Annotated in this window: 9 protein-coding genes and 1 pseudogene; 7 read left to right on the top strand and 3 right to left on the bottom strand. The window is 64.6% G+C overall.

What is annotated here, in order from left to right; genetic code table 11:
• Positions 1–398: pseudogene (locus DF196_RS08370) on the bottom strand (sensor histidine kinase); the annotation flags it as partial.
• A gap of 364 nt (positions 399–762) precedes the next feature.
• On the opposite strand from DF196_RS08370, the gene DF196_RS08365 reads away from it, so the two are divergent.
• The 5 genes from DF196_RS08365 to DF196_RS08345 all read left to right on the top strand — a co-directional run bounded on the left by DF196_RS08365 (position 763) and on the right by DF196_RS08345 (position 7,556).
• Positions 763–1,383, top strand: coding sequence for an Ltp family lipoprotein (locus tag DF196_RS08365; RefSeq protein WP_193852570.1), 621 nt, complete (start codon positions 763–765; stop codon positions 1,381–1,383).
• A gap of 270 nt (positions 1,384–1,653) precedes the next feature.
• The gene (locus DF196_RS08360) at positions 1,654–2,559 is read left to right on the top strand and encodes a dolichyl-phosphate beta-glucosyltransferase (protein WP_109057389.1); all 906 of its coding nucleotides are present in this window, start codon (positions 1,654–1,656) and stop codon (positions 2,557–2,559) included.
• 70 nt (positions 2,560–2,629) lie between these two features.
• Positions 2,630–5,005 (top strand): ArnT family glycosyltransferase, encoded by a 2,376-nt coding sequence (locus DF196_RS08355; RefSeq protein WP_170115023.1) that lies wholly within the window; start codon positions 2,630–2,632, stop codon positions 5,003–5,005.
• Positions 5,006–5,418: 413 nt separating this feature from the next.
• Complete coding sequence (locus DF196_RS08350) at positions 5,419–6,315, top strand: Bax inhibitor-1/YccA family protein (RefSeq protein ID WP_109057388.1); 897 nt, start codon at positions 5,419–5,421, stop codon at positions 6,313–6,315.
• 281 nt (positions 6,316–6,596) lie between these two features.
• Positions 6,597–7,556, top strand: a complete 960-nt coding sequence (locus tag DF196_RS08345; protein WP_109057387.1) for a DMT family transporter — start codon at positions 6,597–6,599, stop codon at positions 7,554–7,556.
• 31 nt (positions 7,557–7,587) lie between these two features.
• On the opposite strand, the gene DF196_RS08340 is transcribed toward DF196_RS08345, so the two are convergent.
• The gene (locus DF196_RS08340; protein WP_170115024.1) at positions 7,588–8,280 is read right to left on the bottom strand and encodes a GTP pyrophosphokinase; all 693 of its coding nucleotides are present in this window, start codon (positions 8,278–8,280) and stop codon (positions 7,588–7,590) included.
• Positions 8,281–8,458: 178 nt separating this feature from the next.
• Between DF196_RS08340 and miaB the strand changes: the two genes are divergently transcribed.
• Both miaB and miaA read left to right on the top strand, forming a co-directional pair.
• Complete coding sequence (miaB, locus tag DF196_RS08335; protein WP_170115022.1) at positions 8,459–9,919, top strand: tRNA (N6-isopentenyl adenosine(37)-C2)-methylthiotransferase MiaB; 1,461 nt, start codon at positions 8,459–8,461, stop codon at positions 9,917–9,919.
• A 100-nt stretch (positions 9,920–10,019) separates the two neighbouring features.
• Entirely contained in the window at positions 10,020–11,006 is a 987-nt protein-coding gene (gene miaA, locus DF196_RS08330; RefSeq protein WP_109057384.1) for a tRNA (adenosine(37)-N6)-dimethylallyltransferase MiaA, read from the top strand.
• A 160-nt stretch (positions 11,007–11,166) separates the two neighbouring features.
• Here the strand turns inward: miaA and DF196_RS08325 are convergent, their stop codons facing one another.
• On the bottom strand, positions 11,167–11,913 hold the full coding sequence (locus DF196_RS08325; RefSeq protein WP_241519657.1) for a Fic/DOC family protein: 747 nt from the start codon (positions 11,911–11,913) through the stop codon (positions 11,167–11,169).
• Between the last annotated feature and the right edge of the window lie 49 nt (positions 11,914–11,962).

Genomic DNA, 11,962 nt, shown 5'->3' with positions numbered 1-11,962 from the left:
TGCCAGATCGAGGCGTGCGGCGGCTGCAGGGCGTCACGCACCTGCGACCACACCGTCACCAGCGTGCCCGCAATCGCCGCGCGAACACTGATTTTCCGGGCCGATCTACGGGCCAGCAGCGAGGTCAGCGCCATGAGCACGACCAGCGAATCGAAGGGGAACACCGCTACCAAGGCACAGGCGATCCAGAACGTCGGCTCCGGATACTCGACCCGGGCAAGCAGCAGGAAGCCGGACGGCAGCGCCACCAGCGAACACAGCACCATGAGCATGAAGCCTGCTGAGTCCTGTTCGAAGTTCTGCGCGAAGAACGAGGTCTGCGCCAAGCACATGAAGCTCGCCAACGGCACCATGACCACCGTGCACCAGGATTGGGTCCTCACCGGCACGTCGTCCATGTCCGCGGCCTTGCCATTGCGGAACATACGACCGGAGCGCCCGGCGCCGTCTCCGGGATTCGGGGTCGGGCGCGCGGGGCTCGGCCGCGTCGTCCGGGGACGGTCGGACGCGGGCATGGGGGAGCGTTGCGGATTCGTCATGCCTCCCACTGTATGGCGGCCCGCATCCGGGCGCTACTGGACATGCGGGTACCTTGGGAGGCCCGATCCTGCCCGAAAGGGCAGCGGGGAATGACCGTTCGTCCACTGACGGGACGGCCTGCGATTCGGTAGCGTCGCAGGGGATAGGCAATCGTCCCGCGTCCGCATCCATGACCACAGGCAGGGGTGTGGCCGCGGGAACTTCAAGAAGGAAGAAGAAGCCATGACAGCGCCAACCGATCAGCAACCCGTCCAGCAGCCCCGCCAGCATCCTCAGCCCGTCCCCGCCGGGAAAACCAAGAAGCCGATATGGAAACGATGGTGGTTCTGGGTGATCGTCGTCATCCTGCTCGCCGCCGTCGGCAGCCAGATGGGTGGCACCTCCGGCGACACCGGCAGCCAGTCCGCGCAGAACACCACCAGCCAGGGCCCCAAGTCCGAGGCCGAAAACGACCAGGCCGCCACCGATAACGGTCAATCCAATGCCGGTGCCGACACCAAGACCGAACAGAACGACACCCAGCAGACCCCGCAGGTCCCCGCCGACTACCAGTCCGCCCTGCGCCAGGCGAAGTCCTACTCCGACACCATGCACATGTCGAAGCAGGGTATCTACGACCAGCTCACCAGCGAATACGGCGGCAAGTTCTCCGCCGAAGCCGCCCAGTACGCCATCGACAACGTCAAGGCCGACTGGAACGCGAACGCGCTGGCGAAGGCGAAAAGCTACCAGGAGACCATGGCCATGTCCCCCGAGGCCATCCGCGACCAGCTCACCAGCGAATACGGCGATAAGTTCACCGCCGAGGAAGCCGATTACGCCGTCCAGCATCTCAATGATTGATCGTTCTCGCGGTTTCATTTACGCATGACTCCCGTTACGTTATATGAACGGATGCCGGCATCGTTCTGGCTCCCCTCTCTGAGGGGAGCTGGCGGCGAAGCCGGCTGAGGGGAGCTGCCGGACGACGTCATCGGCGTCCCGCAAAGCAGTAGCGGGCTCCACGTGTCCAGAAAGCATTCAGGAAACGTGGAGCCCGCTTTTCCGTGACTGCCCGAAAAGCTTTACGTACGGCTAAGACGGCGCTAGGAAACCGGCGGTTTCATAAGAGTCATGAACACCGCAAGCGCAACGCCCGCTGCCGCGACATCGCAGCCCCTGGCCACGAACGGCCACGACAAGCTCCTCACCGTTACGAACAACGCCCCGGCCCCCGCCTCCACGATCACCGGAGGTCCGGCCTCCACCATCGCCGAGCGCGTCGGCCAACCCCGCACCGTGGACGCGGACATCGTGATCCCTGTCTACAACGAGCAGGAGCAGCTCGCCGATTCCGTGCTCGCCCTCATGAACCATCTGGCCACCAGCCAGATCGAAGGATGGGCCTACACCTGGCAGATCGTCATCGCGGACAACGCCAGCACGGACGACACCTGGTCCATCGCCTCCCGGCTCTCAGCCCAATACCCGGACCGCGTGCGCGCCATCCGCATCGCCGCCAAGGGCCGCGGCCGCGCACTGAAGCTCGCCTGGGGCGAGTCCGTGGCCCGCACCGTGGCCTACATGGACGTGGACCTCTCCACGGACATCGCACAGACCGGCGTGCTCATCGGATCCCTGCTCTACGGCGGTGCCGACGTATCCTTCGGCTGCCGTCTGTTCGACGAATCGCAGGTCGTTCGCTCCGCCAAACGCGAATTCATCTCCCGCACCTACAACGGCATGCTGCGCGTCCTGCTCGGCGCCGCCTTCCACGACGCGCAATGCGGCTTCAAGGCCATGACCTCGGACGCCGCCCGTCACCTGCTGCCCTACATCCAGGACAACGAATGGTTCTTCGACACCGAAATGCTGCTGCTGGCCCAGGCTACCAACATGCGCATGTACGAATTCCCCGTCCACTGGATCGAGGATCCGGGCACCACCGTCAACATCCCGGACACGGTCAAGAAGGACCTCAAGGGCATGTGGCGCATGAACGGCACCCTGAACCGCATGCGCCTGGCCACCGCGGCCTGAGACCAAGTCGGCGCGAACAGTGCAGACAGCCTGAACAGCCCGAACAACCGAAAGGACATCGTCACCCCTTATGAGCACCGCAAGCATACCGACCTCGACCCCACGGGCCCGCGGCCGGTTCAGACTCCCCGCCTTCTCCTCCATGCCGGGCGGCCGGTTCGTGGACACGCACGCCGTGCGTACGATCCGCACCAGCGTGGCCGAACGACGGACCACGGCCGACTGGATCGGATTCGGCGGCATGATGGGCCTGACCGCCATCATCATGTTCGTCAACCTCACCGCCTCCGGCTACGCCAACGAGTTCTACTCGGCCGCCGCCCAGGCCGGCTCCAAGGACTGGTGGGCATTCCTATGGGGATCGCTCGACTCCGGCAACGCCATCACCGTGGACAAGCCGCCGGCATCCATCTGGTTCATGGCCCTCTCCGTGCGGGTCTTCGGCCTGAGCTCCTTCGCGATCCTGCTGCCTGAGGCGTTGTGCGGCATGGCCAGCGTCTGGGTGCTCTACGCCGCCATCCGACGCCAGTGGGGCAACTGGGCCGGCATCATCGCCGGACTCACCTTGGCCACCACGCCTGTGGCCGCGCTCATGTTCCGCTTCAACAACCCGGACGCCCTGCTCGTGCTGCTCATGACCAGCGCCACCGCGGCAGTGATGCGCTCGCTCGAATACCCGGACGCCCGCGCCGGCAACCGCAAACGCACCCTCTGGATGGCGCTCGCCGGCGTGTGCATCGGCTTCGGCTTCCTTACCAAGCAGATGCAGGTGTTCCTGGTGGTCCCCGGATTCGCGCTCGCCTTCCTCTTAGCCTCGCCCACCAAGTTCCTCCGCCGCATCGTGGACGGCCTCGTCGCCGTGGCCGCGCTGGTCGTCTCCGCCGGCTGGTGGGTCGCCCTGACGGTCATCGTGCCCTCCGGTTCCCGTCCGTACATCGGCGGCTCCCAGACCGACTCCTTCCTCGAACTGACGTTCAGCTACAACGGCCTCGGCCGCATCACCGGCAATGAGAACGGCGCCGTGGTGCCCGGCGGTTCGGGCGGCGGCAACGGCGGCGGCATGTGGGGACAGACCGGCATCAGCCGTCTGTTCGACGGCGAGTACGGCGGCCAGATCGCCTGGCTCGCGCCGCTGGCCTTCGCCGGCATCGTCATCGGACTCATCGTGGCCCGCCACAGCCGTCGCACCGATCTGCGCCGCGCCAGTGTGCTCGCCTGGGGCTCCTGGCTCGTGGTCACCTGGCTCACGTTCAGCTTCATGGCCGGCATCTTCCATCAGTACTACACCGTGGCGCTCGCGCCCGCCGTGGCCGCGCTCGTGGCCGTCGTCATCATGGGCCTGTGGTCCAAGCGAGACACGTTCTGGGCCCGCGCCGTGGCCGCGGTGTTGGTCTTCGTGAATACGTTCTGGGCTGTGGAACTGCTCGGCCGGTCCACCTGGCTGCCGTGGCTCAAGGTGGCGGTATTGTTCGTCGGCTTCATCGCCGGACTGCTGCTCGCCTGCACGGCCGTGGCCGCGGTGCCGATGCGCGACTTCCGCTTCCTGCGCACCCCCGGCGTGAACCGTGTCATCGGCGTCATGGGCGTGGTCGGCATCGTGATGGCCGCCGTGGCGCTGTACGCCGGCCCGCTGGCCTGGACCGCATACACCGTGTCCACCGGACATACGGGCTCGATCGTCACGGCCGGCCCAAACGTCACCAGCTCCACCGGTATGGGTGGCGGCCCCGGTGGTGGTATGGGTGGCGGACCGAACGGTCAGGGCGGTCCCGGCGGCATGGGCATGCCGGGGCAGTCCGATGGTCAATCCTCTGATAGCCAGTCGCAGTCCGATGGCCAGGGCGACGATAGTCAGTCCGGCACCCAGAGCGATGGCCAGGCGCCGCCGAGCATGCCGGGCCAGTCCCAGCAGAACGGTTCGGATGGTGACGGTCAGTCCCAGTCCGATGGACAGTCGGGCAGCCAGTCCGATGGTTCGGACAGTGACAATGGTCAGTCCGACGACTCGAACTCTTCCTCCGACGACGGCCAGTCCGGCAGCCAATTGCAGCATGGCCCCGGCGGCAACGGCGGCGGCATGGGCGGCGGACTGCTCGGCGGAGGCACCGCCAGCAGCGAGATCGTCTCCATGCTCCAGAAGAACGCCGGCAAGTACCGTTGGGCCGCGGCCACCACCGGATCGCAGAACGCGGCCAGCTACCAGCTCGCCAGCGAAGAAGCGGTCATGGCCATCGGCGGCTTCAACGGCTCCGACCCCGCACCCACGCTGGAACAGTTCAAAAGCTACGTCAAGCAGGGACTCATCCACTACTACATCTCCGGTGGTGGCATGGGCGGCAACCAGATGGGCGGTTCGGACGCCGCCAGCGAGATCGCCTCTTGGGTGGCCGAGAACTTCGAGGCTCAGACCGTGGATGGTGTCACCATCTACGACCTGACCAAGTAGCCCGCTTTCCTCCACCAGTGCACCCGCGTGGGGCCCTCATCCATATGACAACGGCAGTCGCCCACCATCAGGCCGGCGACTGCCGTTGTCGCGTTCATTGCGCCTGGCCTGCCTCGGCCCATCCCTGACAAGGACCGGCCAAGCGCCGAAACGCCTTCCGTCAGGCTCTGTAAACCAGGATTGACATGCCCCTTATTCTTGGCTCCCCTTGTCAGGGGAGCTGTCGGCGAAGCTGACTGAGGGGTAGTCCAATGGTATTCATGTCAATCTTGGTGTAACAGAGCCTTTCGTTATCCGGCAAAAGCCGGTCAAGCGTCATTGTCAAACGACGTTTTACGCTCTCGGAAGATGTTTTCATGAAATCGTAAGCTTCGTTCCCTTAGTATGGTCGGGAACGAATCAAAGGAGCGATCATGACATTCGGTCAGCAGCCCCGCAATAACGGGCAATACAACCCGCAATACAACACCCCCGACTACAACGCCGCGCAGCAGGCGGGATACGGCCAGCAGTATGCGCAGGCCGACTACGGACAGTACGGCCAGCAGAACTACCAGTACGCCCCGCAGAACGCCGGCTACCAATACGCGCCGGCCGGCTCCGGCACCGCCGCCATGGACACCACCATGGCCTACAACTACGAGCAGGCCCGCCGCGTCTCCGTGACCAAGGTCTACGGCGAGATGACCATCGGCCTGATCGTCACCGCCGTGGTGGCCGTGCTCGGCCAGATCACCGGCGCCTACTACTCCTTCCTCATGGCCACCGGCATGGTCGGCCTCGTCGGCCTGTGCATCGCGCAGGTGGCGCTCGCCGTGGTGCTTGGCATGCGCGTGACGAAGATGAAGTCCTCCACCGCCCGCGTGATGTTCTACGTCTACGCCGCGCTCATGGGCTTCACGCTGAGCTCCATCTTCATGGTCTACGATCTCGGCTCCATCGGCATCGCGCTTGGCATCACCGCCGCGTTCTTCTTCGCGCTCACCATGTTCGGCCTGACCACCAAGTTCAACATGCTCAAAGCGGGCCCGATTCTCATGGTCGCGCTGCTGGTGCTCATCGTCTCCCAGCTCGTGCTCATGTTCCTGCCGGTGGACGGCATGACCCGCATCGTGTGCGCCATCGGCCTGGTCATCTTCGCCGGCATGACCATCTACGACGCGCAGTCCACGCGCGCGCTGCTCACCGAGTACGAATCGCATGGACCCGAGATGGTCAAGAAGGTGTCCATCCTGTGCGCCCTCAACCTGTACCTCGACTTCGTGAACATGTTCCTGTACATCCTCCAGTTGCTCGGCAGCAGGGACTGACGATATTCCAGCTCCCCTCTCTGAGGGCTGAGCCGTAAAGCAAACAGTCCGGTGGACTGTTTGTAGGCGAAGTGAGCGGCTGTGCCGCGAAGGCTCCCTTCTTTGATGGGAGCTGCCAGCGCAGCTGACTGAGGGGAGTCCCGGAGGTTGCTTTCTTAGCAGCGAGATTTCTCAACAGGATTCAGCAACGACAGCCCGACCACAATGTGGCCGGGCTTTTTCATGCCCGTCACACGGGCGGGTTAGGTTGGGACACCATGAGAAGACAAGAGTTCCTGGGTATGTTCTGTCTGTTGCTGACCGCGTTGATCTGGGGGTTCGCGTTTGTGGCGCAGGTCCAGGGCATGGATTCGATGTCGCCGATGTTCTTCAACGCCACCCGATTCACGTTGGGCGCGCTGTCGCTGGTGCCGATTCTGCTGTGGCAGCGGGGGAGAGGCGGTGCGGCACCAGCGGGACCTTCCAGTGCCGCCGGTTCCGTTGCGAATGCACTGACTTCGGGCGATGCCACCGGTACCGCCCCGCGATGGAAGGAATGGCTCGCCAATCCCATCATCGTCTCCGTGATCTGCGGCGTGGTGCTCTTCACCGCAAGTACGCTGCAGCAGTACGGCATCCTCTACGGCAAGTCCGCCGGACGTGCCGGATTTCTGACCGCCCTGTACATCGTGATGGTGCCGCTGCTGGCGTTCGTGTTCCTGCGCCGCCGCATCGGCGTGCTGGTAGGAGCGGCCGTGGTGATGTCCATCGCCGGCTTCTATCTGCTGTGCATCACGGACGGATTCGGTTCACTGGGACTCGCGGACATCCTGCTGGTGTTCACTGCCGTGCTGTTCGCCACGCACATCCTCATCATCGACGAACTGGGCGCCAAGGTGGACGCCATCAAGCTCTCGTTCGGACAGTTCTGCACCACCGCCGTATTGAGCTGGGCCGGTTCGCTTATCGAAGGTTCGGTCGACTGGGCTGGCGCCTCGCACTCGTGGATGCCGATCCTTTATGCGGGCATCGGCTCGGTGGGCATCGCCTACACGCTGCAGGTGGTGGGCCAGCAGTGGGTGCCGCCGACCCGAGCCAGCCTCCTGATGAGTCTTGAATCGTTCTTCTCCGCCGTCGGTGGCGCGATTTTCCTCGGCGAGGTCATGACCCCGCGCGGTTACGCCGGCTGCGCCCTCATCTTCATCGGCACCCTGCTCGCGCAGGCACCGGCCAAACTGCCGAAATTCCTGAAGCGGGATTGAAAAAGGCCGACCATGAGGCCGGCCGTAGGCATCAGTCCGAGGTCTTCGGCGCTTCGCCCACCTGTGGCGCGCCGTTGATGTCGCGGTGGATGTTCTGCATCTGCACCTCGATGTTTTGCAGCGAACGCGCGCAGTCGAGCAGCGTCTGCGAATGCTCGTTGAGCTTGTTGTCCGGCAGATCGGCCTTATAGCGCAGCGCATGCTCGAGTGAGGCCCAGTAGTCCATGGCGATGGTGCGGAACTGCACCTCCACCGGCGTGTAGTGCGCGCCCGAGGAGAGGAACACCGGCACCGCGTAGATCACGTGCAGCGAACGGTAGCCGTTCTGCTTGGGGTTCTTGATGTAGTCCTTGACGCGCAGCACCTGGATGTCGGACTGCGAGGACAGGTAGTTGGATACGGAGTACACGTCGTCCCGGTAGTTGCAGATCACACGGATGCCGGCCACGTCGAACAGGTTGTCTTTGATGGCGTTCACCGTGACGGGCAGGCCCTTGCGCTCCAGCTTGCCGATGATGGAATTCACCGACTTCAACCGGCGTTCCATGTGGTGGATGGGGTCGTGGCTGAACCGCACCTGGAACTCATCGTCGAGGATCTCCAACTTGGTGCTGATCTCGTACATCGCACCCTCATAGACCTGCATGATGTCGATGAATTCGGTGATGTCGTCTGCGTTGAATCGTCCGCCCGGCAGATCCAGCATCTTCAGACGCGCGTTCATGTCGGCGGTGTTGAGTCGATTATGTCGGTCAAGTATCACGGCCACCAATATTACCCGTCGGAAGCAGGCGAACCTGAACGTCGCCGGACAATCTCCTCAAGATGTACGGACTCTGTCCACGGCGGCGCGTGCAGCTCCGCGCCGCCCATGACGAACCCCGCCTATACAATGCCGCCTTATGAACGAAGACATGATGACCGAGGCGGAGCGCGCCTCGATTACCGCCGACGGCCCCGACCCCATGCCGGCCGTGGGGGACCGCGGCAAGGGCGTGTTCCACATCCACACGCTCGGATGCCAGATGAACGTGCACGATTCCGAGCGCATCGCCGGCGTGCTTGAGGCCAACGGATACGTGCCGGCCACCCAGGAGCAGATTGACAGCCACGACTTCGATGTCATCGTGCTCAACACCTGCGCGGTGCGCGAGAACGCCGCCGAACGCATGTACGGCACCATTGGCCTGTTCAACCGCATCAAGCTGCAGCGCCCGAACCTGCAGATCGCCGTGGGCGGCTGCATGGCCCAGCTCGACCGCGAAACCATCGCCAAACGCAAGCCGTGGGTGGCGGCCGTGTTCGGCACCAAGAACATCGAGGACCTGCCCAAGCTTCTCGAACAGAACCGTCTGACCAACAAGCCGCAGGTGCGCGTGGCCGACCAGCTTGAGGAGTTTCCGAGCCAGCTGCCCGCCGCCCGCGCGTCCCGCGTGAGCTCCTGGGTGGCCATCTCCGTGGGTTGCAACAACACCTGCACGTTCTGCATCGTGCCCACCACCCGCGGCAAAGAGAAGGACCGCCGCCCCGGCGACATCCTCGCCGAGATTCGACAGTGCGTGGCGGACGGTGCCAAGGAGGTCACGCTGCTCGGCCAGAACGTGAACTCGTTCGGCTACGGCATCGGCGACCGGTACGCCTTCAGCAAGCTGCTGCGCGCCTGCGGCGAGATCGAAGGACTGGAGCGCGTGCGCTTCACCTCGCCGCATCCGGCCGCCTTCACCGACGACGTGATCGCCGCGATGGCCGAGACCCCGAACATCATGCACCAGCTGCATTTCCCGCTGCAGTCCGGTTCCGACCGCATCCTGCGCGCGATGCGCCGTTCCTACCGTTCCGCCAAGTTCCTCGACATCCTCGGCCGTATCCGCAAGGCCATGCCGGACGCGCAGATCTCCACGGACATCATCGTGGGCTTCCCGGGGGAGACCGAGGAGGACTTCCAGGCCACGCTGGACGTGGTGCGCGAGGCCCGTTTCTCCTCGGCGTTCATGTTCATCTACTCGCCGCGCCCCGGCACGCCGGCCGCATCCATGCCGCAGATTCCGCGCGACATCGTGCAGGAGCGGTTCGACCGTTTGGTGGCCTTGCAGGAGCAGATCACCGAGGAGAACCTCGCCACGTTCGAAGGCCGTGACGTCGAGGTGATGATCACCGGCAAGATCGGCAAGAAGGATGGTGACACACACCGCGTGACCGGCCGCGAGAAGACCGGCGTGCTGGTTCACATCGGCGTGCCGGAAGGCTATCCGGTGCCGGAGATTGGCGACTTCGTGACCGTGACCGTGACCCACGCCGGCCGACACAACCTGCTCGCCGACCCCGATCCCGCCGCCGGACAGACCTACTCCGTGCGCCACTGAAAGTATTCTCGGCTCCCCTCCTTGAGGGTCTTGAGGGTCTTGAGGGGAGCCGGCCGCCGTATGGGCGGACTTAAGGGGAGTCATGTTGGGAGGAATAGAAGTGACTCAGCGCGTCGTATCCATCGTCGGCCCCACCGCATCCGGCAAGACCGGACTGGGCATCGCCATCGCCCGCCGCCTGGCCGAACAGGGGGAGCGGGCCGAAATCGTCAACGCGGACGCCTACCAGATGTACCGCGGCATGGACATCGGCACCGCCAAACCCACCGCCGAAGAGCAGGCCGCCGTACCCCACCACCTCATCGACATCATCGATCCCGAGGACACGATGAGCGTGGCGCGCTTCCAGCAGCTCGCCCGCGAGACCATCGCCGACCTGCAGTCGCGCGGCATCCGTCCGATTCTGGTGGGCGGCTCCGGTCTGTACGCCCGCGCCGCCATCGACGACATCACCTTCCCCGGCACCGATCCCGAAGTCCGAGGCCGTCTGGAGGAACGCGAGAAGGCCGAAGGTGCCGGAGCCCTGTTCGACGAGCTCAGGGCCAAGGATCCCAAGGCCGCCGCCCGTATGGACCCGCGCAATCCGCGTCGCACCATCCGCGCGCTCGAGGTCATCGAACTGACCGGCAAGCCGTATTCCGCAAGCCTGCCGCGCTACCGTTACGTGATCCCCTCCGTCCAGATCGGCCTTGACCTGGATCGCGCCGACCTGGACCGACGCATCGACATCCGCACCAAGCAGATGATGACCAACGGTTTCGTCGAGGAGGTCGAACGACTGCGCCCGCATCTGGGCGCCACGGCCGTGCGCGCGCTCGGCTACCAGCAGATCATCGACCTGCTGGACGGCATCTGGGATGAATACGACGCCTTCGCGGACATCGCGCAGAAGACCAAGCGGCTGGCCCGCAAGCAGATGGGATGGTTCGGCCGCGACCCGCGCATCCACTGGCTGCAGGCCCTGAACCCGAAGCTCGTGGACAACGCCATGGCCATCATCGCCCACGCGGACGCCGGCGACTACGATCCCATCGACGCCCACGCCGACGAATACGTGCAGCACCACCTCGGCGACATTGAAGCGTAAGCGGCGATAGATATTGATTGGCTCCCCTCCCCGAGGGAGTTGAGGAACTCCTGTGCTCGTGTGGAATCGCTGATGTCATGGCTCTCCTCTCTGAGGGGAGCTGGCGGCGAAAGCCGACTGAGGGGAGCCCTAAAAGGCCCGAAGAGGCCCCGAAGAACAATCAGTGCGCCGGACCCTGATCCCAGCCGGCGATCAGAAACACGCGCGTCGGGTTCGCCGGCCGCAGCATCCCATCGAACAGACGCTCGAACGCGCTCAGATCACCGCGATACGCCGTGTGCTTGGCCGTGCGGTACGCCTCGCGCGTCACCTCGCCCCAATCGAGATCCCAACCGGCGTCATGCGCCAGCCGTGAGCCGAAGATGCGCAGCACCATCGCGTTGCCGCCGCGGAACGGATGCAGATAGCCCAGTTCGTCGTAGATCACCGAGAACGCATGCACGAACACGTCCCGGTCCATCGCATGCAGGTTGCGCTTGTCCGCCAGCTCGGTGGCGATGTTCAACGCGCCGGTCTCGATGAGCACCGCGGGGAAGAACGCCTCCGGATTGGCCGCCAGGGCACGGTCGTTCGTCACCTCGCGCGTGGTGCTCGCGGTGCGCAATTTGCCCGCGTCATCGAACACGCCCTCGAACAGGCCCTTGTGAATGGCCACCAGCTCGTCCAGGTCGCCCGACGGGTTCCACCGGCGTTCGGCCAGCAGCACCGTGCGTGCGAACACCGCATCCGCCCGGTCCGTGGCATGGTCGTCCAGACTGCCGTCCGACAGGCGATCTCCGCCCTTGCCTTCCGCCACATGCAATCGCATGGCGGTCTGTTCATCGGCCACGTCGATGAGATGGCTTACGTCTTCAATGCCCTGCTCGTAGGCCACCGCGGCGCGCAACGTCGCCTCGCCGGGCATCATCGCCTCCAATGCGCAGTTCTTGAGTGCAAATGCGACTGCGCTCGCACGC

The sequence above is a fragment of the Bifidobacterium callitrichidarum genome, assembly GCF_003129905.1.
GTDB lineage: Bacteria > Actinomycetota > Actinomycetes > Actinomycetales > Bifidobacteriaceae > Bifidobacterium > Bifidobacterium callitrichidarum.
Note: the sequence above shows the minus strand (reverse complement) of the source record. Positions and strands in the feature narration are given on the sequence as shown.